20 protein-coding genes, 1 tRNA gene and 1 pseudogene are annotated in these 21,838 nt (G+C 72.0%); 7 read left to right on the forward strand and 15 right to left on the reverse strand.

Translation table 11 applies throughout. The features are described from left to right. Nucleotides 1-35: 35 nt before the first annotated feature. The 4 genes and pseudogenes from AB0G56_RS10450 to AB0G56_RS10465 form a co-directional block, all read right to left on the reverse strand. Nucleotides 36-260, reverse strand: a pseudogene (locus AB0G56_RS10450) (LLM class flavin-dependent oxidoreductase); the annotation flags it as partial. A gap of 42 nt (nt 261-302) precedes the next feature. Further along, on the reverse strand, nt 303-764 hold the full coding sequence (locus AB0G56_RS10455) for a hypothetical protein (RefSeq protein ID WP_360966639.1): 462 nt from the start codon (nt 762-764) through the stop codon (nt 303-305). Nucleotides 765-775: 11 nt separating this feature from the next. After that, on the reverse strand, nt 776-1,324 hold the full coding sequence (locus AB0G56_RS10460; protein WP_360966642.1) for an RNA 2'-phosphotransferase: 549 nt from the start codon (nt 1,322-1,324) through the stop codon (nt 776-778). Nucleotides 1,325-1,486: 162 nt separating this feature from the next. Continuing rightward, nucleotides 1,487-3,256 (reverse strand): SDR family oxidoreductase, encoded by a 1,770-nt coding sequence (locus AB0G56_RS10465; RefSeq protein ID WP_360966645.1) that lies wholly within the window; start codon nt 3,254-3,256, stop codon nt 1,487-1,489. 266 nt (nt 3,257-3,522) lie between these two features. On the opposite strand from AB0G56_RS10465, the gene AB0G56_RS10470 reads away from it, so the two are divergent. The 6 genes from AB0G56_RS10470 to AB0G56_RS10495 all read left to right on the forward strand — a co-directional run bounded on the left by AB0G56_RS10470 (nt 3,523) and on the right by AB0G56_RS10495 (nt 7,796). Then, nucleotides 3,523-4,497, forward strand: a complete 975-nt coding sequence (locus AB0G56_RS10470) for an ABC transporter ATP-binding protein (protein ID WP_360966846.1) — start codon at nt 3,523-3,525, stop codon at nt 4,495-4,497. Next, nucleotides 4,487-5,404 (forward strand): ABC transporter permease, encoded by a 918-nt coding sequence (locus tag AB0G56_RS10475; RefSeq protein ID WP_360966647.1) that lies wholly within the window; start codon nt 4,487-4,489, stop codon nt 5,402-5,404. Before AB0G56_RS10470 ends, AB0G56_RS10475 begins: the two co-directional genes overlap by 11 nt. After that, the gene (locus AB0G56_RS10480) at nt 5,401-6,312 is read left to right on the forward strand and encodes an ABC transporter ATP-binding protein (RefSeq protein WP_360966650.1); all 912 of its coding nucleotides are present in this window, start codon (nt 5,401-5,403) and stop codon (nt 6,310-6,312) included. Before AB0G56_RS10475 ends, AB0G56_RS10480 begins: the two co-directional genes overlap by 4 nt. A gap of 10 nt (nt 6,313-6,322) precedes the next feature. Further along, a complete protein-coding gene (locus AB0G56_RS10485; protein ID WP_360966653.1) occupies nt 6,323-7,042 on the forward strand; it encodes an ABC transporter permease in 720 nt (239 codons plus the stop codon). A gap of 106 nt (nt 7,043-7,148) precedes the next feature. Beyond that, nucleotides 7,149-7,388 (forward strand): hypothetical protein, encoded by a 240-nt coding sequence (locus AB0G56_RS10490; protein ID WP_360966656.1) that lies wholly within the window; start codon nt 7,149-7,151, stop codon nt 7,386-7,388. Nucleotides 7,389-7,711: 323 nt separating this feature from the next. After that, nucleotides 7,712-7,796, forward strand: a tRNA-Ser gene (locus tag AB0G56_RS10495). A 50-nt stretch (nt 7,797-7,846) separates the two neighbouring features. On the opposite strand, the gene AB0G56_RS10500 is transcribed toward AB0G56_RS10495, so the two are convergent. The 9 genes from AB0G56_RS10500 to AB0G56_RS10540 all read right to left on the reverse strand — a co-directional run bounded on the left by AB0G56_RS10500 (nt 7,847) and on the right by AB0G56_RS10540 (nt 17,938). Next, nucleotides 7,847-8,683 (reverse strand): HAD-IIB family hydrolase, encoded by an 837-nt coding sequence (locus AB0G56_RS10500; RefSeq protein ID WP_360966658.1) that lies wholly within the window; start codon nt 8,681-8,683, stop codon nt 7,847-7,849. Continuing rightward, nucleotides 8,680-9,957, reverse strand: a complete 1,278-nt coding sequence (gene serS / locus AB0G56_RS10505; protein ID WP_360966661.1) for a serine--tRNA ligase — start codon at nt 9,955-9,957, stop codon at nt 8,680-8,682. Before serS ends, AB0G56_RS10500 begins: the two co-directional genes overlap by 4 nt. 552 nt (nt 9,958-10,509) lie before the next feature. Continuing rightward, nucleotides 10,510-11,442, reverse strand: coding sequence for a prephenate dehydratase (pheA, locus tag AB0G56_RS10510; protein ID WP_360966664.1), 933 nt, complete (start codon nt 11,440-11,442; stop codon nt 10,510-10,512). 80 nt (nt 11,443-11,522) lie between these two features. Then, on the reverse strand, nt 11,523-12,845 hold the full coding sequence (gene efeB / locus AB0G56_RS10515; protein ID WP_360966667.1) for an iron uptake transporter deferrochelatase/peroxidase subunit: 1,323 nt from the start codon (nt 12,843-12,845) through the stop codon (nt 11,523-11,525). 6 nt (nt 12,846-12,851) lie between these two features. Then, entirely contained in the window at nt 12,852-14,837 is a 1,986-nt protein-coding gene (locus AB0G56_RS10520) for a copper resistance protein CopC (RefSeq protein ID WP_360966670.1), read from the reverse strand. A gap of 13 nt (nt 14,838-14,850) precedes the next feature. Then, a complete protein-coding gene (locus tag AB0G56_RS10525) occupies nt 14,851-15,330 on the reverse strand; it encodes a copper chaperone PCu(A)C (RefSeq protein ID WP_360966673.1) in 480 nt (159 codons plus the stop codon). Then, nucleotides 15,327-15,977: an SCO family protein gene (locus AB0G56_RS10530; RefSeq protein WP_360966676.1), complete on the reverse strand. Its 651-nt coding sequence runs from the start codon at nt 15,975-15,977 to the stop codon at nt 15,327-15,329. The genes AB0G56_RS10525 and AB0G56_RS10530 overlap by 4 nt, the downstream gene beginning before the upstream one ends. A gap of 116 nt (nt 15,978-16,093) precedes the next feature. Beyond that, nucleotides 16,094-16,834 carry a YcnI family protein gene (locus AB0G56_RS10535; RefSeq protein ID WP_360966679.1) on the reverse strand — a complete coding sequence of 247 codons (741 nt, stop codon included), beginning with the start codon at nt 16,832-16,834 and terminating at the stop codon, nt 16,094-16,096. Between the two features lie 195 nt (nt 16,835-17,029). Then, nucleotides 17,030-17,938 (reverse strand): hypothetical protein, encoded by a 909-nt coding sequence (locus AB0G56_RS10540; RefSeq protein ID WP_360966682.1) that lies wholly within the window; start codon nt 17,936-17,938, stop codon nt 17,030-17,032. Nucleotides 17,939-18,162: 224 nt separating this feature from the next. Between AB0G56_RS10540 and AB0G56_RS10545 the strand changes: the two genes are divergently transcribed. Further along, the gene (locus AB0G56_RS10545; RefSeq protein ID WP_360966685.1) at nt 18,163-18,615 is read left to right on the forward strand and encodes an ATP-binding protein; all 453 of its coding nucleotides are present in this window, start codon (nt 18,163-18,165) and stop codon (nt 18,613-18,615) included. 121 nt (nt 18,616-18,736) lie between these two features. Here the strand turns inward: AB0G56_RS10545 and AB0G56_RS10550 are convergent, their stop codons facing one another. After that, nucleotides 18,737-20,077 carry a PLP-dependent aminotransferase family protein gene (locus tag AB0G56_RS10550; protein ID WP_360966849.1) on the reverse strand — a complete coding sequence of 447 codons (1,341 nt, stop codon included), beginning with the start codon at nt 20,075-20,077 and terminating at the stop codon, nt 18,737-18,739. Between the two features lie 144 nt (nt 20,078-20,221). Next, the gene (locus AB0G56_RS10555; RefSeq protein ID WP_360966688.1) at nt 20,222-21,709 is read right to left on the reverse strand and encodes an aminopeptidase P family protein; all 1,488 of its coding nucleotides are present in this window, start codon (nt 21,707-21,709) and stop codon (nt 20,222-20,224) included. Nucleotides 21,710-21,838 lie beyond the last annotated feature (129 nt).

The raw sequence follows: 21,838 nt of genomic DNA on the forward strand, positions 1-21,838 counted from the left end.
GCAGGTCAGGCCGCGATTGGTGAACGAGGCTCGACCGAGGTCACCAGCGTGCCCAGGCGCATGCTTTCGGTCGCGGTCGCGGCGGCGGTCAGCGTCGGCACGGCACCGAACCACGGGCCGTCCCGGAAAGTGCGCCAGGACAGGTGGTCGTAGGTGTAGCCGGTGTGGAAGCCGAGCTGCTCGGCACGGGTCCACGCCGAACGGCCGCCCTCGTGCCAGCGGCGGTAGGGAAGGACCACGGTGCTCAGACGCAGGCTCATGGGGCCGAGCCTAAGCGGCTGCCGGTGTTTCACGTGAAACAGTCACCGCACGCGGCTGCTCAGCCACGAGGTGAGAGCGATCACCGGGACCGGTTCCTTGTACGTGCGGTCGCCGGGCAGCGGGACGACCAGCCGGTAGCCGGGCGGGAAGCGCCGTACTGTGACGAACGCGGTGTCGTCCAGGACAGCTCGGAGGAAGGCGGGGACGTCGTCGCGGGGCAGGTCGTGGAATTCGACGCCCTCGACCGTGATCAGGGCGTCCTCCTCCGGGTAGAGCCGTACGGTCAGCCGGGGCAGGCCACCGAACTCGACGAAGGCCTCGTGCGGGAGCGAACCGTCCGGATCGGTGGCGACACCCACGCCCGCGGCACTGCGACGGGAGGTCTGGTCGGCCCCGATGTCGTCGGTCACCTCGATCTCGCGCGCGTAGGCGGCGGCGATGGCACGGCAGGCGGTGACGGCGGCTTGGGTCGTGGCGAGAGGGTGGTCCATGGTGCCGATCATGCCGGACGGGCTCAATGGCCGGAGGGGAACCGCAGGTAGCGCGGCGGTACGGCCCCGGTCAGCCATACGCCGTTGACGCTGAGCCGGAAGACATGACCGTCGCGGTGCATGGCGCCGGCGGCCACGGCGAGTACGACCGGCCGGCTGCGGCGGGCGCCCACGCGGGTCGCGGTCTCCCGGTCGGGTGAGAGGTGCACGTCGTGCCGGTTCGTGGGCCGCAGGCCCTCGGCGTGGATGGCCTCCAGGGCGCGGGCGACCGTCCCGTGGTAGAGGTACGGTGGCGGGGGCGCCGGCGGTAGTCCCAGGTCGACATCGACGCTGAGGCCCTGGGTGGCCCGGATGCGGTCGCCCTGGATCTCGAAGCGCCGTTTGTCGTTGGTGGCGACCACGTGGTCGAGTTCCGCGCGGGTGATGGGGAAGCGGGTGGTGGTCGCCGCCGCTGTCAGGGCGTCGATCTGGGCCCATCCGGCCTCGTCGAGCGTGAGTCCGATCCTCGCGGGCTGGTGGCGCAGGTGCCGGGAGAGGTACTTCGAGACCTGCACGGTGCGCCTTTCGTCCATGCCGCCAGCCTGCCGGAAGAGACCAGCCTCACGCAGAACTTTTCTGCCGGGCAGGTTTGATCCACAAGCAAGTGAAGTTATCCACAGGCTAATTGAGGAATCTGTGGACAACTCACGGGCGGCCTGGGGGATTTCGCCGGGATCGGCCGTGCGCAGCGGACCTCACAGGCGTGGCCGCACCCGTGCCAGCCTGCGCAGGGCCCGCGGGGTGAAGCGGGACATCGCGTGCAGGAGCCGGGCCTCCGGTGTCACCGGCACCACCGCAGCGTCGCGCACGACCGCGCGCAGGACCGCGGCGGCGACCTTCTCCGGCGGATAGTTGCGCAGCCGGTAGAGCCGGGCCGTGCGCTTCTGGCGGCGCTTCTCCTCGGCCGCGTCGACACCCGCGAAGCGTGCCGCGGACGTGATGCCGGTGTTGACGAATCCGGGGCAGATGGCCGTGACACCGATCCCCTGCCCGGCCAGTTCCGCGCGCAGGCACTCGCTGAGCATCAGCACGGCCGCCTTGGAGGTGCTGTAGGCGGGCAGCACCTGGGACGGCTGGTAAGCGGCCGCCGAGGCGATGTTGACGATGTGGCCGCCCTGGCCGCGTTCGGCCATCTGCCGGCCGAAGAGCCGGCATCCGTGGATCACGCCCCACAGGTTGACGTCGAGGACCTTGCCCCAGTCCTCCGTGGTGTGGTCGAAGAACGAACTGGACAGGCCGATGCCCGCGTTGTTCACCAGCACGTCCACCACGCCGTACTCGGCGGCGACCTTCCCGGCCAGCTTCTCCATGGCCCGCTCGTCGGAGACGTCCGCGGTCTCCGCCCAGGCCTCCCGCGCGCCCAGCGGCCGGGCCAGCTCGGCCGTGCGCGTCGCGGCCTCGGCGTCCCGGTCGACGGCCACCACCCGGGCCCCGGCCCCGGCGAAGGCGAGCGCCGTGGCCCGTCCGATGCCGCTGCCCGCCCCGGTGACCAGGACGAGCTGTCCGGCGAACCGGTCGGCGTGGCGTCCGGCGGCGGTGGGCGACGGCCGCCCGTCCTCGACGGCGGTCACGAAGTCGGTGATCCAGTCGGCCAGCCGGTCGGGCCGGGTGCGGGGGATCCAGTGCCGGGCGGGAAGGGTGCGGCGTACCAGGCGGGGGACCCACTGCTCCAGGTCGTCGTACAGCCTCTCCGACAGGAAGACGTCGTTCACCGGGGTGATGAGCTGCACCGGTGCGTGGGCGCGGGCGTCCGGGCGCGGTCGGCGCAGCCGGGCCCGGACGTTGTCCCGGTACAGCCAGGCGCCGTGCGCCGCGTCCTGGGGCAGCGACGGGGTCGGGTAGTCGCCCGCGGGCACCTTCTCGACGCGCTGGAGGATCTTCGGCCAGCGCCTGCCGAGGGGGCCGCGCCAGGCGAGTTCGGGCAGCGCGGGCGTGTGCAGCAGGTAGACGTACCAGGACTTGGCGCCCTGGCCGAGGAGCTGGCCCACCCGGCGCGGCGTGGGGCGGGTGACACGGGAGTTGATCCAGTGGCCGAAGTGGTCGAGCGAGGGGCCGGACATGGAGGTGAAGGAAGCGATCCGGCCCTTGGTGCGCTCGACGGTGACGAACTCCCAGGCCTGGACCGAGCCCCAGTCGTGCCCCACCAGGTGCACCGGTTCGCCCGGGCTGACCGCGTCCGCGACCGCCAGGAAGTCGTCGGTGAGCTTGTCCAGCGTGAATCCGCCGCGCAACGGGCGGGGCGCGGTGGAGCGGCCGTGGCCCCGCACGTCGTACAGCACGACGTGGAAGTCACCGTGCTCGGCGAGGCGTTCGGCCACCTCGGACCAGACCTCCTTGCTGTCCGGGTACCCGTGCACCAGGACGACCGTCGGCCGGCGCGGATCCCCCAGTTCGGCCACGCACAGCTCGACCTCGCCGGCCTGTACCCGGCGTTCCCGCGCGCCCTTCAGCGGCGACACGCGCATCACCTCTCCTCCGCCCGGCGGCACACTCCCCATGCTCGCGTTCGCCGGGGGTGCGTGCCCGTCACGTGACTTCGGCGAACTGTGGCAGTTGTTAGACTGAACGTCAATAGGGTGGGCGGGGGCCTGGTAGAGCCGGGTCGTCCCGGATGATGGGCCACCTCAGGGGTGCACCCCTTAGGGCCCCGTAATACTCAAGAGGGACCGCAAGACGGCTCTGCGGTCTGACGACCGGCACGGCCGCCGTCACTATCGTCGAAGACGTGACTGTGATCGCGACCGAAAGCCTGAGCAAGCGGTTCCCCCGGGTGACCGCGCTTGACCGGCTCTCCGTGGACGTCGGACCCGGTGTGACCGGACTCGTCGGCGCCAACGGAGCCGGCAAGTCCACACTGATCAAGATCCTGCTGGGTCTGTCCCCTGCAACGGAGGGCCGCGCCGAGGTGCTCGGCCTCGACGTCGCCACCAAGGGCGCCGCGATCCGCGAGCGCGTCGGCTACATGCCGGAGCACGACTGCCTGCCGCCCGACGTCTCGGCCACCGAGTTCGTCGTCCACATGGCCCGCATGTCCGGCCTGCCGCCCACCGCCGCCCGCGAGCGCACGGCGGACACGCTGCGCCACGTCGGTCTCTACGAGGAGCGCTACCGGCCCATCGGCGGCTACTCGACCGGCATGAAGCAGCGCGTCAAGCTCGCCCAGGCCCTGGTGCACGACCCGCAGCTGGTCTTCCTCGACGAACCGACCAACGGCCTCGACCCGGTCGGCCGCGACGACATGCTCGGCCTCATCCGCCGCATCCACACCGACTTCGGCATCTCGGTCCTCGTCACCTCCCACCTGCTGGGCGAGCTGGAGCGCACCTGCGACCACGTCGTCGTCGTCGACGGCGGCAAGCTCCTGCGGTCCAGCTCCACCACCGACTTCACCCAGACCACGACGACCCTCGCCGTCGAGGTCACCGACAGCGACGAGCACCCGGACGGCACCCGGGCGGTCCGCGAGGCGCTCCACGCGCGCGGCGTGGAGACCGAGGACGGAACCGGGCTGCCGGGCGCGGGACACGTCCTGCTGCTCACCGCCCAGGGCGAGGAGACGCACGACCTGGTGCGCGACGTGATCGCGGACCTCGGCCTCGGCCTGGTCCGCATGGAACAGCGCAGGCACCACATCTCGGAGGTCTTCCGGGACGACGACGAACAGCGCGAAGCACAGCGGAAGGAGGCGGCCGACCATGGCGCTTGAGCAGCCCCTGCGCAATCCGGTACCGCCGCCGGGCGACCAGACCCGGATCCACAACATCGGCTACCGCAACTACGACGGCCCCCGCCTCGGCCGCGCCTACGCCCGCCGCTCGCTGTACTCGCAGTCCCTGCGCGGCTCCTACGGCCTCGGCCGCTCGGTGAAGTCCAAGGTGCTGCCCATGCTGCTGTTCGTGGTGATGTGCGTGCCCGCGGCCATCATGGTCGCCGTCGCGGTCGCCACCAAGGCCAAGGACCTGCCCGTCGACTACACGCGCTACGCCATCATCCTGCAGGGCGTCATCAGCCTGTACGTCGCCTCACAGGCACCCCAGTCCGTCTCCCGCGACCTGCGCTTCAAGACCGTGCCGCTGTACTTCTCGCGGCCCATCGAGACCGCGGACTACGTCCGCGCCAAATACGCGGCGCTGGCCTCGGCGCTGTTCATCCTGACCGCCGCCCCGCTGCTGGTGCTCTACGTCGGCGCGCTGCTGGCCAAGCTCGACTTCGCGGACCAGACCAAGGGATTCGCCGAAGGACTCGTCTCCGTGGCCCTGCTCTCACTGCTCTTCGCCGGCATCGGCCTGGTCATCGCGGCCGTCACCCCCCGCCGGGGCTTCGGCATCGCGGCCGTGATCGCCGTGCTCGTCATCTCCTACGGCGCGGTCTCCACGCTCGAAGCCATCGCGGACGCACAGAACAGCACCGGCGCCATCCCGTGGATCGGCCTGTTCTCCCCGATCACCCTCATCGACGGCGTACAGACAGCCTTCCTGGGCGCTACCTCCTCCGCCCCCGGCGCCGCGGGCCCCGGCACCGGACAGGGCGTCGTCTACGTCCTGGTCGTCCTCGGCCTCATCGCCGCCGCCTACGGCCTCCTGCTGCGCCGCTACAAGAAGGTGGGACTGTGACCACGCTGAGCATCGACCACGTCTCCCGCTGGTTCGGCAACGTGGTCGCCGTCAACGACATCACCATGACGATCGGCCCCGGCGTCACCGGTCTGCTCGGCCCCAACGGCGCCGGGAAGTCCACACTGATCAACATGATGGGCGGCTTCCTCGCGCCCTCCACCGGCACCGTCACCCTCGACGGCCGGCCCGTCTGGCGCAACGAGCAGATCTACCGGCACATCGGCGTCGTCCCCGAGCGGGAGGCGATGTACGACTTCCTCACCGGCCGCGACTTTGTCCTCGCCAATGCGGAACTGCACGGCCTGGGCGCCAAGGCGGCACAGAAGGCGCTGGCCACGGTCGAGATGGAGTACGCCCAGGACCGCAAGATCTCCACGTACTCCAAGGGCATGCGCCAGCGCGTGAAGATGGCGAGCGCCCTCGTGCACGACCCCTCGCTGCTCCTGCTGGACGAGCCGTTCAACGGCATGGACCCGCGCCAGCGCATGCAGCTGATGGACCTGCTGCGGCGCATGGGCGACGAGGGACGCACGGTGCTGTTCTCCTCCCACATCCTGGAAGAGGTCGAACAACTCGCCTGGCACATCGAAGTGATCGTCGCCGGCCGGCACGCGGCCAGCGGTGACTTCCGCAAGATCCGCCGCCTGATGACCGACCGGCCGCACCGCTACCTGGTGCGCTCCAGCGACGACCGCGCCCTGGCCGCCGCGCTGATCGCCGACCCGTCGACCTCCGGGATCGAGGTGGACCTCGCCGAGGGCGCGCTGCGCATCCAGGCCGTCGACTTCGGCCGGTTCACCGTCCTGCTGCCGCGGGTGGCCCGCGACCACGGCATCCGGCTGCACACGGTCTCGCCGTCCGACGAGTCCCTCGAGTCCGTCTTCTCGTATCTTGTCGCGGCGTAGGAGGCCGAAGATGTACGACCCCACAGTCGCCCGGCTCACCTACCGGGCCCTGCTCGGCCGCCGCCGGGCCCTCATTCTCGGCGCGCTGCCCCTGCTGCTGATCGTCATCGCGGTCGTCGTGCGTGCCCTCACCGGCGCCGACGACCAGACCGCGGTGAACGTCCTCGGCGGCTTCGCGCTCGCCACCATGGTGCCGATCATCGGCGTCATCGCCGGTACCGGCGCGATCGGGCCGGAGATCGACGACGGCTCGGTGGTGTACCTGCTGTCCAAGCCGCTGAAGCGCCCGGCCATCATCTTCACCAAGCTGATCGTGGCGATCGCCGTGACCATGGTGTTCTCCGCGGTGCCCACGCTGATCGCCGGGCTGATCCTCAACGGCAACGGCCAGCAGATCGCGGTGGCCTACACGGTGGCCGCGCTGGTCGCCTCCATCGCCTACGCCGCCCTCTTCCTCCTGCTGGGCACGGTCTCCCGGCACGCAGTGGTCTTCGGACTGGTGTACGCGCTGGTCTGGGAGGCGCTGTTCGGCTCCCTGGTGCCCGGGGCACGCACGCTGAGCATCCAGCAGTGGGCCCTGGCCGTCGCGCACAAGGTCGCCGGCGGTGACCTGGTGACCTCCGACGTCGGACTGACGACGGCGACGGTCCTGCTGGTGCTGGTGACCGTGCTGGCCACCTGGTACGCCGGACAGAAACTGCGGTCCCTGACCCTCGCCGGCGAGGAGTGAGACACCGACGGCTCCTGGGGCGAGCGGACTCCGCTCGCCCTTCACGGAGGCTTCACCGCCGTACACGCACACTGGGCGCAGCGGTCGGACGACCAGGAGGACGGAGATGACCGGCGAGACTCCGCGCAGCGAGGACCGGCAGACGACCGGCGGGGAATGGGACGACATCGTCCTCGACTCCGACTTCATACGGGCCGCCGAGGCCAGGGAGCCGTCCGCCCGCGCCCGGATGCTCGCCGCACGCTGGCGCCGCGAGGCACCCGAACCGCAGCCGTGGCGTTCCGACGAACCGCCCGCGGGCTGGTTCTTCAGCAAGGTGCGCCGCCGCAGGTGGCGGCGGCGCTGACCGGCGGCGGCTCCGGACCCGGGGCGGATACGGCCGGGGCGGAGGCGATCGTTCCCTTCGATTCGGTGGCCTCTCATTCGGTGGCGTCGCGGTCGCCGCACCGGCACAGTGGAGATGACCGCAGTGCCGGACCGAACCGACGCCATGTTCTGGGAGATGAGCGGGGCGATGCCCATGCACAGCAGTACGCCCGGCTCCCGTCAGGGCAGCCCGCGGCGGACTCCGGAGTGACTGACCGCTCCGTCGAGCCCGCTCCGCACCGGGAGTTGCCCGGGGCGGCCGCTTCGAGCACGCGACCCCGCTGTCGCGTGGGCCGCCCACCCGGAGGATTGGCCGAGTGGTAAGGCACCGGCTTGCTAAGCCGTGGTCGGGGTCACCCCCGCGCACGTTCGATCCGTGCATCCTCCGCAGAGACCGACACTTACGCACCCTCACGCCGCCCCTCGGGCGCGTCGCGCCTAGCCCAGCAGCCGTTCCAGAACGACCGCGATGCCGTCCTCCTCGTGTGAGGCCGTGACCTCGTCCGCGACCGCCTTCAGGTCGTCGTGGGCGTTGGCCATGGCCACGCCGTGGGCGGACCAGGCGAACATGGGGATGTCGTTGGGCATGTCGCCGAAGGCGAGCGTGTCGGCCGCCTTCAGACCCAGCCGCCGGGCGGCCAGCGAGAGCCCCGTGGCCTTCGACAGACCGAGCGGAAGCAGCTCCACTATGCCCTCACCGGCCATCGTGACCGTGACGAAACCGCCCGCGGCCCGCTGGGCCGCCTCGGCCAGTTCGTCGTCGGACAGCGTCGGGTGCTGGACGTAGATCTTGTTGAGCGGCGCGCTCCACAGGTCCGAGGCGTCTGTGAGCGGCGTGGCGGGCAGGGAGCCGGTCAGGGCGTAACCGGGCCCCACCAGCACCTCGCCGTCCAGCCCGTCCCGGCTGGCCGCGAGGTACAGCGGGCCGACCTCGGCCTCGATCTTCGCCAGGGCCACACCGGCCAGCTGCCGGTCCAGCGTCACCGACGTCAGCAGACGCCGCTCCCCGGCGTCGTAGACCTGGGCGCCCTGGCCGCAGACCGCGAGGCCGCGGTAGCCGAGGTCGTCGAGGATGTGTTGCGTCCAGGGGACCGCGCGGCCGGTGACGACGATGTGCGCGGCGCCCGCCGCGGTGGCCGCGGCGAGAGCCTCACGGGTGCGGGGCGAGACCGAGTCGTCCGAGCGCAGCAGCGTCCCGTCCAGGTCGGTCGCGACCAGCCGGTAGGGAAGGCCGCCGGACCTCTCGCCGACGGCCGCGGGGACGGTGGCGGTCACTTGGCCGTCGGCTCCAGGACCTCCCGGCCGCCGAGGTAGGGACGCAGCACCTCGGGCACGCGCACGGAACCGTCCGCCTGCTGGTGGTTCTCCAGCAGGGCCACGATGGTGCGCGGGACGGCGCACAGCGTGCCGTTGAGGGTGGCGAGCGGCTTGACCTGCTTGCCGTCGCGGACGCGGATCGACAGGCGCCGGGACTGGAACTCGGTGCAGTCCGACGTCGAGGTCAGTTCGCGGTACTTGCCCTGGGTCGGGATCCACGCCTCACAGTCGAACTTGCGGGCCGCCGAGGCGCCGAGGTCGGCCGAGGCGACGTCGATCACGCGGAACGGCAGCTCCAGCGAGGTCAGCCACTGCTTCTCCCACTCCAGCAGCCGCTGGTGCTCCGCCCGCGAGTCCTCGGGGGCGACGTAGGAGAACATCTCGACCTTGTCGAACTGGTGCACGCGGAAGATGCCACGCGTGTCCTTGCCGTGCGATCCGGCCTCGCGACGGAAGCACGGCGAGAAGCCCGCGTAGCGCAGCGGCAGCCGCTCGGCGTCGATGATCTCGTCCATGTGGTACGCCGCCAGCGGCACCTCGGACGTGCCGACCAGGTACAGGTCGTCCTTGTCGAGATGGTAGACGTCCTGGGCGGCCTGGCCGAGGAAGCCGGTGCCCGCCATGGACTGCGGGCGCACCAGCGCCGGGGTGAGCATCGGTGTGAAGCCGGCCGCGGTCGCCTGGGCGATCGCCGCGTTCACCAGCGCCAGCTCCAGCAGGGCGCCGACACCGGTGAGGAAGTAGAAGCGCGAGCCGGACACCTTCGCGCCGCGCTCCACGTCGATGGCGCCGAGGAGCTGGCCCAGCTCCAGGTGGTCCTTGGGCTCGAAGCCCTCGGTGGCGAAGTCGCGGATCGTGCCGTGCGTCTCCAGCGTGACGAAGTCCTCCTCGCCGCCGACGGGTACGTCGGGGTGGACGAGGTTGCCGAGGCGGAGCAGGAGTTCCTGGGTCTCCGCGTCGGCGGCGTCGCGTTCCGCGTCGGCCGCCTTGACGTCGGCGGCGAGCTGGCTCGCCTTCTTCAGCAGCTCGGCCTTCTCGTCGCCGGCGGCCTTGGGGATGAGCTTGCCCAGCGCCTTCTGCTCGGCGCGCAGCTCGTCGAAGCGGACGCCGGACGACCTGCGCCGCTCGTCGGCAGACAGGAGGGAGTCGACGAGTGCGACGTCCTCTCCACGGGCGCGCTGCGAGGCGCGCGCACGGTCAGGGTCCTCACGGAGCAGGCGAAGGTCAATCACGTGGCCAAGGCTACCGGTGCGGCGTTCCGGCTCACGACCCAGTATTCCGGAGCGCACGGCCGCACGGCCGTACCCACCGTCATGGAGGAATTGCGCATCGTGTCAAGAAGAGAGGACCCGGCCCCCTGGAAGGGGGCGGCCGGCGGCCCTCCGGTTGACTGGATCTGCTTGTGGGGCACCGGACTTGGGCGGTCGGTTGTCCACAGGAACGGTCACCTCCGGGAGAGTTATCCACAGGCTGTGCGAAACATCTGTGGACTTCGGAATTGATCACTCCGGAAGTGCCGGACGTGGGAAGAATTCCCGCCTCAAACCGGCCCGACACCCACTTTCGGGTGCAAAAGGGTCGCCCCAAAAGATGAACCAAAGGAAACGAGTGGACGAAGGGTGACCTGCATGGCGATCGACCGCCTTGCGGGTTGAAGGGCGATTTGTCGACCGAGTTGCCGATCGGTGTCGACTTGTCCCCAGGTCGAGAAGAGGACCTGTGGATAACTTCTGTGGATAACGAAGATCTGCAGGTACGACCGGTCACACACGGTCAAGGGGTGGCTAGGAACGACCGTCCTGGCAGCGTGCCACCCAGTCCGCAGCGGCCGCGAAGTCCTCGTCCGACGTCCCGGCGAGAGGGGGGCGTACGTCCGCCGTGCCGACGTCCGCGCGCGGATAGGAGCCGAGGAAGCGCACTTGGAGGCAGATCCGCTTCAGACCCATCAGGGCCTCGGCCATCCGGCGGTCGGTGATGTGCCCCTCGGCGTCGATGCAGAAGCAGTAGTTGCCGATGCCCGCGCCCGTCGGGCGGGACTGGAGCAGCATCAGGTTGATCCCCCGGCCGGAGAACTCGCCCAGCAGGTCGCGCAGCCCGCCGGGGTGGTCGTCGCGCTGCCACAGCACCACGGACGTCTTGTCCGCGCCGCTCGGGGCGGCGGGGCGCGCGGGGCGGCCGACGAGCACGAACCGGGTCTGCGCGTTCTCCGCGTCGTGGATGTCCCTCTCCAGGGGCTCCAGCCCGTACCGCGCGGCGGCGAACTCACCGGCGAAGGCGGCATCGTAACGGCCCTCCTGGACCAGGCGGGCGCCGTCGGCGTTGGAGGCGGCCGACTCCCACAGGGCGTTCGGCAGGCGCGCCTTCAGCCAGTTGCGCACCTGCGGCTGGGCGGCCGGGTGGGCGGTGACCGTCTTGATGTCGGCGAGCCTGGTGCCGGGCCTGGCCAGCAGTGCGAAAGTGATCGACAGCAGCACTTCGCGGTAGATCACCAGCGGCCGGCCCGCGACCAGCTCGTCGAGCGTCGTGGTGATCCCGCCCTCGACGGAGTTCTCGATCGGTACGAAGGCCGCCTCGGCCTCGCCGTCGCGGACCGCGTCCAGCGCGGACTGCACGGACACGTACGGGACCAGTTCGCGGGTGGCCGCCTCGGGGAGCGTACGCAGGGCCACTTCGGTGAAGGTGCCCTCGGGACCGAGATAGGCGTAACTCGCTGACATGCCCTCACCCTAGGCCCTGCCGCCGCATTCCCGTCTGCCCCGGCGACGCCACGACCCCGGCCCTGAGGCCGTCCGGCATGTCATCCCTCCAGCAGCCGCTGCCCGACGTACTCGCCCTTCGCCGCGCCGCCCGGCACGGCGAACAGGCCGCTGGCCTCGTGCCGGATGAACTGCGACAGGGCGTCGCCGCGGTCCAGCTTGCGCTGTACCGGCACGAAGCCCCGCAGCGGGTCGGCCTGCCAGCAGATGAACAGCAGGCCCGCGTCCGGTGCGCCGTCCGGGGCGATGCCGTCGTGGTAGGAGAAGGGGCGGCGGAGCATGGCCGCGCCCCCGTTCTGGTCGGGGCGTGTGATGCGGGCGTGTGCGTTCACCGGGACGACGTAGGTGCCGTCCGCGCCGGTCTTCTCCAGGTCCATGGCGGTCGTCTCGGTGCCCCCGGTCAGCGGTGCGCCGTCGGACTTGCGGCGGCCGATGACGTTCTCCTGCTGGGTGAGGGGCAGCTTCTCCCAGTCGTCCAGGAGCATGCGGATGCGGCGGACGACGGCGTAGGAGCCGTTCGCCATCCAGGCCGGTTCGCCCCCGGCGGGGACGAAGAGGCGCTGGTCGAAGTCGGCGTCGGCCGGTTTCGGGTTGTTGGTGCCGTCGACCTGGCCCATCAGGTTGCGGGCCGTCATGGGGTGGGCGGTGGCGCCCGGAGAGCGGTTGAAGCCGTTCATCTGCCAGCGCACACGTGCGGCGCTTCCCGCGTCCTTCTGGACGGCGCGCAGTGCGTGGAAGGCGACCAGGGCGTCGTCGGCGCCGATCTGCACCCACAGGTCGCCGTTGCTGCGGGCTCTGTCGAGCCGGTCGGAGGAGAAGTCCGGGAGGGGGTCGAGGGCGGCCGGGCGCTGCTTCTGCAGGCTCGTCCGGTCGAAGAACGAACGGCCGAAGCCGAAGGTGATCGTCAGCGAGGAGGGCCCCGCGTCCCGGGCGACGTCCGTGTCGTTGTGCGCGGCGGGTTCGCCCGCCATCAGCCGCGCGGCGGTGTCCGACCACCGGCGCAGCAGCGCGGCGGCCTCCTTGCGGCCCGAGCCTGCCGTCAGGTCGAAGGCGAGGAGATGGCCGCAGGCCTGGAGGGCGTCTGTGATGCCGGGCTGATGTTTCACGTGAAACGCCGACCGCTGCGAGCCGAGGGCGGTCAGCGGTGTGGCGCCGGCGGGCGCGGAGGTGTAGCCGATGGCCGCGCCCGCGGCGCCGAGGACGACTCCGGTGGCGCCGGCCGTGCCGAGCAGCTGTCGGCGCGTGACGCCCGCCGTGGCGGGGGCGCCGGCCCGCCGGGGTTCGGGCACCGGCGAGGAGGCGGCCGGCGAGGAGGCGGGAGAGGGGGCCGAAGAGGCTGCCTTCGGGGTGGTCTGGTCGGTCATGGTCGTTCAGCCGATCTGCACGTTCTTGGAGACGGTCACCTGGTCGATGTCGGAGGTCCGTACCGTCACGGCGACCTTCCAGGAACCCGCCATGGGGATCTGTACGCCGCTCGCGGCCCAGTGCCCGGTGGTGATGTGGTCGGGGGTGACCGACAACGGGCCGATCTTCCGGGCGGTCAGGGTGAAGGCGGTCTTGATCTCGGGGACGTCGAAGGCCTTGCCGTCGGGCCGCTGTACGTAGAGGTGCATCTCGTTGCCGCCCACGCGTGCGGGGTCGAGGTCGAGCCGTACGACGCCCTTGCCGGCCTGGCCGCCGGTGTCGAAGGGCATGTCGAGGGTGACCGCCCCCGCCGCGGACGAGGAAGAAGGGGAGGACGAGGAGGAGGTCGTGGCGGCCTTGGCCTCCTCCTCCGTGCGGCCGGGTTCGGTCTGTGTCAGCACGGTGGTGACGGCGAGCAGGACGACTGCGACGCCCGCCTCCGCCATCACGGAGCGGCGCAGCCCGAACCGGTTCGGGTCGGCGTCGCGCTGCCGCTTCTGCCGCGCGGCGTCCACGGCGGCCCGCTGCCGGGCCAGTTGCGCGGCCCGCCGGGAGTCGCCCCCGGCCGGGTTCTTCCCGTCGGCGCCGCCCTTGCCCGCGGCCACGGGTTCCTTGCGTGCGGGTTCCTGGGTCCGCTGCCTGTCGCGTTCCTTCGTGCGGTCCTCGGTGGCGGTCGTGGCGCTGGAGCTGGCGCCGGATCTGGCGGCGGCCTCGGCGGCCACCGTGTCCGCGAGCCGGCCGGTCCAGCGCCGCGAGATTCCCGCGACTGCGACCATCAGCACGACGAGGCCGGCCTTGATCAGGAGCAGTTGCCCGTAGCGGGTGCCGGTCAGCGCCGACCACGAGCCGACCTGGCGCCAGGACTGGTAGACGCCGGTGGCGACCAGGGCTGCCACGGAGCCGAAGGCGACGCGGGAGAAGCGGCGTACGGCAGAGGCCTCGACGGGGGTGTCCGCCGGGGCCCGGTAGAGCGCGACCAGGAGGGCGGCGAGTCCGCCGAGCCAGGCGGCCACGGCGAGCAGGTGGACGACGTCGACGGGCATCGCGATGCCCGGCTGGAGGCCGACCGAGGCGTGCTCGGCCAGCGCCCAGCTCGCCGCGAGCCCGGCGGCGACCACGACGCCGCCGATCGCCAGCCCGAACGTCAGGTCCCGTTTCTCCTCGTCCTCCCGCTTCTCGTACGCCCCGAAGAGGACCGCGACGAAGAGCGCCGCCGCCGCGAGCAGCAGCAGCCGGGAGACGAGGGCCGCGCCCGTCTTGGTCTGGAGCACCTGGCCCAGCAGGTCCAGGTCGACGATGTCCCCGGCCTTCCCGGAGGTGGTGTAGGAGCCGCGCAGGAGCAGCAGTGCCAGGGTCGCCGCGGTGAGCGCCACCCAGCCGGAGACGACGAGCCGTTGCAGGGCCCGTACGCCCGCTCCGCGCTGCCAGCAGGCCAGGACGAAGGCGGCGCCGCCGGCCAGGACGATGAAGCCGGCGTAGGAGACGTACCGTCCGAGTCCGTACAGCCAGCCGACGAGTCCGCCGCCCACGTCCTGGCCGCCGGCCACGACGGACGTCTTGGAGGGCGCTCCGATCGAGAAGGTGTAGGCGCCGCCGACCGGGTGGCTGTCGGCGGAGATCACCTGGTAGGTGACGGTGTAGGTGCCCTTGGCCAGGCCGCCGCGGAGCCCGACGGTGTACGTGGTGCCGCTGGTGTTGGACGGTTTGCCGGTGTCGACCCGTTTGCCGCCGGGGTCGAGCACGCGCAGTGAGTCGTCGTTCATGGCGACCTTCTCGGAGAAGGTCAGGGAGACCCGGGCGGGTGCCGTGGCGACCACCGCCCCCTGCTGGGGGGCGCTGCCGGTCACCGCGGCGTGCGCGGAGGCCGGTGCGGCGCCGGCCAGGAGCGCGCCGGTGACGGCCAGGAGCAGCAGCACCAGGTTCCGGAGGCGGGGGGCGATGGTCCGCGGCACGGTGGTCCTTCCCTCAGTGTCCGGTCTCGGGGTTGTACGTGGCCGACTTCACCGGCATCTCGACCCGGAGGTCGCCGGACTTGGCGAAGTGCAGTTCGACGGGGACCGTCTGGCCCTGGCGGGGTTTGTGCTTGAGCATGTCGAACATCAGGTGGTTGCCGCCGCTCTTGAACATCAGCTGTCCGTGGGCGGGCACGGTGACGGCGCCGGCCTCCCGCATCGTGCCGCCGACCGTCTGGTGCGCGGTGACGGAACCGGCGGCGTCGCTGGTGACCGAGGTCAGCTTGTCGTCGGCGTCGCCCTTGTTGACGATGGTCAGGAATCCGGCCGCCATGGAGTCGGAGACCGGCTGTGGCATGTAGGCGTTGGTCACGGCCAGTTCGGCCTTCCCGTCGGACTGCGCGCCGGAGGCCGATCCGCCGCACCCGCTCAGCAGCACCGTGCCGGCCAGGGCCGCCGCGGTCAGGGCGGTTGCCGTGGTGCGGCGCCTCACGGGTTCTGTCCCTTCATGAGCTTGGGCAGGTCCTTGGTGTAGTCGCCGACGCCGGCGTCCTCGTCATAGACCACGTAACCGCTGTCGTTCTTGGGGGAGAAGGCGACCACCTGGGTGCCGTGCACGGACACGAGCTTGCCGTTCTTGTCCTTCTTCGTCGGTTCGATGGCGATGCCGACGCTGCGCGCTCCCGCCTGGATGGTGGCGAAGTCGCCGGTCAGTCCGACGAACTGGGGGTCTATGCCGTTGAGCCACTTGCCGAGTTCGGCGGGGGTGTCGCGGCCGGGGTCGGTGGTGACGAAGACGACCCGCAGCTTGTCCTGCTCCGCCTTGGGCAGGGCTTTCTTGGCGACGGCGAGGTTGTTCATCGTCAGCGGGCAGACGTCGGGGCAGTGGGTGTATCCGAAGTAGAGCAGCGTGGGCCGGCCCGCGGTCTCCTTGCGGAGGTCGTACTTCTTGCCGTGGGTGTCGGTGAGCACCAGGTCGGGCTTCTCGAACGGCTGGTCGAGGACCGTCGAGGGCTTCTGCGAGGTCTCCTCGGCGACGACGGTGGCGGGCTTGGCACTGTCCGTGCCGCTGCCGCAGGCGGAGAGGGTCATCGTCGCGGCGGCGAGCAGTACGGCCGCGGCGAACGTCTTCTTGCGCATAGAGAAATGTCCCAGATGTGAGAGCTGCGGCGCGCACCGGGGTCGTACGCCTCTGCGGTCGTACGGGGCCGTACGGGGAGGTGCGGGACCCCGGTGCGCGGCGCGGACTTGCAGGATCAGGCGGCGGTGGTGCGCCGGCGTCCGGCGAAGACGCCGTACGCCACGCCGGCCGCGCCGATGACGATGCCCACGATGCCGAGGACGCGGGCGGTGGTGTCGTTGCCGCTCTTGGCGGAGGCGGTGGTGGTGCTCACGGCGGCCTTCGAGCCGGTCGAGGCGCCCTGGGCGGCGGCCTGGTGGGCGTCGTCCGCCGCGGTCAGCTGCAGCGTGGGCGCCGGGTTGTCGGGCTCGGCCTGGCCCTTCTGCGGGACCTCGATCCAGCGGACGACCTCGTTGTTCGAGTACGTCTGCAGGGCCTTGAAGACGAGCTGGTCGGCGTCCTCGGGCAGTGCGCCGACGGAGACCGGGAACTTCTGGAAGTAGCCCGGCTGGACGCCCTTGCCGTCGGCGGTCCAGGTGACCTTGGTGACGGCCTCGGAGATCTTCTCGCCGTGCATCTCCAGCGGCTTGGCCAGCTTGGACTTGGTGACGTCGATCTTCCATCCGTCGATCGGTTCCGGCATCACCGAGGCCAGCGGGTGGTCGGTCGGGAAGTTGACCTCCAGCTTGGTGGTGGAGGCGTTGTCGCGCTCGTTGGGCACCTTGAAGTCGACGACGGCGTAGCCGCCCTTGGCCGCCGCGCCCTCCGGCTGCACGGTGACGTGCGCGAACGCGGGGACGGAGACGGCGAGCACGGCCGTGCCCGCGAGGGCGCCGACGGTGGCGAGACGAGAGGTCCTGCGGCTGATGGCCTTCATCACGAAGAGCACTCCACTTCGAGTGGGTTCCGGTGGGTTCCGGAGAGTTCCGGTGGTCGGGAGGGGCGCGTGCGCCGGGGTGTCCGCCGGTGCGGAAAACCGGGGAGAAGGGCACGCGCGTGTGCCGCACGACGGCGGCCACTCCCCCCGCGGAACCCGGTCGGCCGGGTCCGGTGGAGCGCTGGGCGCGTCGTGTCAGGCAGCGAGGGCGAAGGCGGCGGGCGGGCCGCGGCGGATCACCGTGTGCTGGAGTGCGGTGGTGGCCGGCGGGCGCAGTACGGAGTCGGCGGCGCGCGCAGGGCGCGGGCCCGTCCGCGGCGCCGTGGGCAGCCCGGCGCACAGGGCGCACGCCAGGGCGAGCGCCGCGCGCAGCGATCGTACGAGCGTGCCCTCGGCGACTCCGTGCGCCGACAGTGCGATGAGGCGCAGCAGTGCGAGGTCGCCGCGGCGCAGCAGCCAGCCCGCGGCGAGCGCGGCGAGCACGTGACCGAGCAGCATGGGCAGGGACGGCAGCAGCGAGGCGGCAGGGCCGAGGGCCCGCAGGGCGCCCGTGGGGTGCGGTGCGGCGGAGGGGTCGGGGGCGGAGCGGGGGTAGAGGTGGGCGTCGACGAGGATCCGGTAGGCCCGGGCCGGGGTGATCGCGGCGGTCGTCGTGCCGCACATGTACCGCGTGGCCCGCTCCACCAGCGCGGCGTCGGACAGCGCGTGCCCGGCGTGCGCGAGTGAGCCCGTCGGCACCGTCGGCGCGGACGAGACGAACGAACCGAACGGGCCCATTGAACTCATCGAGCCCATGGACATCCCGCCGGACGCCATGCCCGCCGCTTTGTGCTGCCCCAGCCCGAACAGGACGTGCAGCACGGTCTGCCCGACCGCGAGCAGCGCCGCGATGCCCGGCAGCGACCGGGCGCGCCCGGCCAGGGGGACCACGACCAGGAGTGCCCCGAGGAAGCCGGCGCCCAGCGTCCACAGCGGGACCGTGGCGCACGAGCCCATCGTGTGACCGGCAGCGGCCAGCACGACGCAGACCGCGGCGAACACCGCGGCCCGCAGCAGCCGGAGACCGCGCCCGGCGGGTGCCGTGCGCGAGTGGGGGGCAGTCATGGCGCGCTCATCATCCCACTGGGCACCGGCGGTCCGTACGGCAGGTCCACAAGATGCGGTACCTCCGTATAGGTCACTTTCTGTGGCAGATGGTCCCACGCATACACCGATTCCGTGCGCGCCACATCCGCCGATCGGGCGCTCTCGCGTCAACTCGGTGCTTACGTGCGGGCACGCGGGGCAATACGTAACGGTATGTCGAGCCGCGGCCGGGAGGCTGGAGCATGAGCATCTGGTGGTCACTCCATCTGCGGCGTGACGCTGCGAGCGTGCCGCTCGCCCGCCGGCTCCTGCTCGGCACGATGGAGACCGCGGGTGTGGACCCCGACGTCTCCTACGACCTGTCCGTCGCCCTGAGCGAGGCCTGCGCGAACGCCGTCGAGCACGGCGGGGACGGCGGGGACGCCACCTGCGAGGCCTACCGCGTGACGGCCTACCTCGACGGGGAGACGTGCCGCATCGAGGTGGCCGACACGGGCCCCGGCTTCCCGGCGGGCGGTCTCCGGGTGCCGCCGCGCGTCCCGCCCACGGAGGCCGAGCACGGCCGGGGCCTGTGCCTCATCCGGCAACTCGCCGACCACGTCCACATCGGCAACGAGCCGGGCCGGGGCGGTGCGGTGGTGAGCTTCGACAAGATCCTCAAGTGGCGCGAGGACGCGCCCCTGGCGGCGGTCTAGGAGCGGCCCCGGGCCCTTCCGGTCACGCCGGCCCGGGGCGCCCTTCCGGTCGCACCGGTCACGCCGGCCCGGCGAGCCCTCCCGGGCGCACCGGCCCGGGCCCCGTGCGGCAACGCCTCCCTCACGCGCCGTCCAGGGCCTTCGCCAGCACGTCCAGCGCCTCGGGGTACGTCCGCTCCCTCGGTGTCCCGTAGCCGACGACGAGTCCCTGCGGCCGTCCCGCGCCGGGGGTGTGCCAGTGCTCGCCCAGGCGGCCGAGGGCGAGCCCCTCCGCCTTCGCGCGGGCCAGCACCGCCTCCTCGTCCGCGACGTCGACCAGGGCGTGCAGCCCGGCGGCGATGCCGCGCACGGAGCGGCGCGGCCCCAGCCGGTCCAGGAGCTGGTCCCGGCGGCGCCGGTAGCGCAGCCGGCACGCGCGCACGTGCCGGTCGTAGGCGTGGCTGTCGATCAGCTCGGCGAGCGCCAGCTGCCCGATGGTCTCGGTGTGGTGGTCGCTGTGCAGCTTGGCGTCGGCCACCGCGTCGACCAGGTGCGGCGGAAGGACCATCCAGCCCAGCCGCAGCGCCGGGCCGAGGGTCTTGGAGGCGGTGCCGAGGTAGGCGACCTGGCCCGGCGCCATGCCCTGGAGCGCGCCGACGGGCTGGCGGTCGTAGCGGAACTCGCCGTCGTAGTCGTCCTCGACGATCAGGGCACCACGCGCGCGTGCCCAGTCGGTCAGCGCCCGCCGCCGCTCGGGGTGCAGGGTCACCCCGGTCGGGTACTGGTGCGCGGGGGTGACGACGACGGCGCCGTGCTCGCCCAGGTCCTGCGCGCGCACCCCCCGCTCGTCGACCCGGACCGGCGCCACAGTGCCGCCGTTGTGCCGCACCACGTCCCGGTGGAAGGGCAGCCCGGGGTCCTCCATGGCGACCGAGGCGCCGTCCAGCACGCGCGTCAGCAGGGCCAGCCCCTGCACGTATCCGGCGGTGATCACGATCCGCTCCGGCGGCGCGATCACCCCGCGGGCCCGCCCCAGGTAGCCCGACAGGGCGGTGCGCAGTTCGATCCGGCCCCGCGGGTCGCCGTAGTCGTACGCCAGGGAGGGCGCCGTCGCGATGGCGCGGCGCAGCGCCCGCAGCCAGGCCGCCGCCGGGAACGCGCCCACGTCCGGGCTGCCGGGCCGCAGGTCGAGACGGGGCGCACGGGCGCGTGCCGCCGCTCCGGGCTCCTCCGTGTCCACGGCGGGCAGGGCGGCGACGCGGGTGCCGGAGCCCTGGCGTGCCGTCAGGTACCCCTCGGCGACCAGCTGGTCGTACGCCGCCTTCGCGGTGCCCCGGGAGACGCCCAGCTCGGACGCCAGCCGCCGGGTCGCCGGCAGCCGGGTCCCGGGCGTCAGCCGCCCGTCCCGCACGGCGTCCCTGAGCGCCTTCTCCAGCCCCGCCCGGCGGCCCGCCGCCGCGTCCGGTTCCAGATGCAGGTCCACTCCGACCGCGGACCAGAAGCCGTCCGCATCCCGGAAATCCCGGAAGTCCCGAATGTCTCTGTCGTCCCCGATGTCCACGAAAACCCTCCCCCTGGGCATGTGTACGGCCGGGCACCGCTCGGGTGCCCGGCCGCCGTCCGTCGATCAGCCCTTCAGGGCCGCCATCCACGCCTCGACCTCGTCCGAGCGGCGCGGCAGCGCGGCGGACAGGTTCCGGTTGCCGTCCTCGGTGACGAGGATGTCGTCCTCGACGCGGACGCCGATGCCGCGGTACTCCTCGGGGACCGTCAGGTCGTCGGCCTGGAAGTACAGCCCCGGCTCGACGGTGAGGACCATGCCCGGCTCCAGCGTGCCGTCGACGTACGTCTCGGTGCGCGCGGCGGCGCAGTCGTGGACGTCCATGCCGAGCATGTGACCGGTGCCGTGCAGGGTCCAGCGGCGCTGCAGGCCCAGCTCCAGGACCCGCTCGACCGGGCCCTCGGCCAGGCCCCACTCGACGAGCTTCTCGGCCAGCACGCGCTGCGCGGCGTCGTGGAAGTCGCGGTACTTGGCGCCCGGCTTCACCGCCGCGATGCCGGCCTCCTGGGCCTCGTACACGGCGTCGTAGATCTTCTTCTGGATCTCGCTGTACGTGCCGCTCACCGGCAGCGTGCGGGTGACGTCCGCGGTGTACAGGGTGTGGGTCTCCACGCCCGCGTCCAGCAGCAGCAGGTCGCCGGAGCGGACGGGGCCGTCGTTGCGCACCCAGTGCAGGGTGCAGGCGTGCGGGCCGGCGGCGGCGATGGTGCCGTAGCCGACGTCGTTGCCCTCCACGCGCGCGCGCAGGAAGAACGTTCCCTCGATGTAGCGCTCGCTGGTCGCCTCGGCCTTGTCGAGGACCTTCACCACGTCCTCGAAGCCGCGGACCGTGGAGTCCACGGCCTTCTGCAGCTCGCCGACCTCGAAGTCGTCCTTGACCAGACGGGCCTCGGAAAGGAAGACGCGCAGCTCCTCGTCGCGCTCGGCGGTGACCTTGTCCGTCAGGGCCGCCTCGATGCCGGCGTCATGGCCGCGCACCACACGGACCGGGCCGGTGGCCTCGCGCAGCTTTCCGGCCAGCTCGCGCACGTCGGCGGCGGGGATGCCGTACAGCGCCTCGGACTCGGTCAGGGAGTGGCGGCGGCCGACCCACAGCTCGCCCTGCCCGTCGAGCCAGAACTCGCCGTTCTCCCGGTCGGAGCGGGGCAGCAGGTAGAGCGTCCCGCGGTGGCCGTCCGCGGTGGGCTCCAGCACCAGGACGCCGTCCTCCGTCTGGTCGCCGGTGAGGTAGGCGTACTCCACCGAGGAGCGGAAGGCGTACTCGGTGTCGTTGGAGCGGGTCTTCAGGTTGCCCGCGGGGATCACCAGGCGCTCACCGGGGAAGCGTGCGGACAGGGCGGCGCGGCGGCGGGCGGTGTGGGCGGCCTGTCCGACCGGCTCCAGGTCGCGCAGCTCGGTGTCGGCCCAGCCGGACTTCATGTTCTCGGCGAGCTCGTCGGACACGCCCGGGTACAGGCCGTTCTTGCGCTGCTTGATCGGCTCTTCGCTCTCGGTCTCCGGGCCCGCTGCGTCGGCAGCACCATCCGATGCTGCCGGGTTGAGCTCGTCCGCCACGGTCTTCCTCCTCGATACGGCACTGGACCACCCCCCATCGTACGGTCGTACGGAAGGGTCCCGAGGGGCGCGCACCTGTTACCGGGAGCACGTCACCGGCGACACGTCACCGTGCGCGCCGCCCTGGGC

Source organism: Streptomyces sp. NPDC021356 (assembly GCF_040641015.1).
GTDB lineage: Bacteria > Actinomycetota > Actinomycetes > Streptomycetales > Streptomycetaceae > Streptomyces.

Bases quoted from the DNA above. Each gene is read 5' to 3' on its own strand.
- AB0G56_RS10455 (WP_360966639.1), bottom strand. From the start codon at position 764: ATGATCGGCACCATGGACCACCCTCTCGCCACGACCCAAGCCGCCGTC.
- AB0G56_RS10460 (WP_360966642.1), bottom strand. From the start codon at position 1,324: ATGGACGAAAGGCGCACCGTGCAGGTCTCGAAGTACCTCTCCCGGCAC.
- AB0G56_RS10465 (WP_360966645.1), bottom strand. From the start codon at position 3,256: ATGCGCGTGTCGCCGCTGAAGGGCGCGCGGGAACGCCGGGTACAGGCC.
- AB0G56_RS10475 (WP_360966647.1), top strand. From the start codon at position 4,487: ATGGCGCTTGAGCAGCCCCTGCGCAATCCGGTACCGCCGCCGGGCGAC.
- AB0G56_RS10485 (WP_360966653.1), top strand. From the start codon at position 6,323: ATGTACGACCCCACAGTCGCCCGGCTCACCTACCGGGCCCTGCTCGGC.
- AB0G56_RS10490 (WP_360966656.1), top strand. From the start codon at position 7,149: ATGACCGGCGAGACTCCGCGCAGCGAGGACCGGCAGACGACCGGCGGG.
- pheA (WP_360966664.1), bottom strand. From the start codon at position 11,442: ATGTCAGCGAGTTACGCCTATCTCGGTCCCGAGGGCACCTTCACCGAA.
- efeB (WP_360966667.1), bottom strand. From the start codon at position 12,845: ATGACCGACCAGACCACCCCGAAGGCAGCCTCTTCGGCCCCCTCTCCC.
- AB0G56_RS10530 (WP_360966676.1), bottom strand. From the start codon at position 15,977: ATGCGCAAGAAGACGTTCGCCGCGGCCGTACTGCTCGCCGCCGCGACG.
- AB0G56_RS10535 (WP_360966679.1), bottom strand. From the start codon at position 16,834: ATGAAGGCCATCAGCCGCAGGACCTCTCGTCTCGCCACCGTCGGCGCC.
- AB0G56_RS10540 (WP_360966682.1), bottom strand. From the start codon at position 17,938: ATGACTGCCCCCCACTCGCGCACGGCACCCGCCGGGCGCGGTCTCCGG.
- AB0G56_RS10545 (WP_360966685.1), top strand. From the start codon at position 18,163: ATGAGCATCTGGTGGTCACTCCATCTGCGGCGTGACGCTGCGAGCGTG.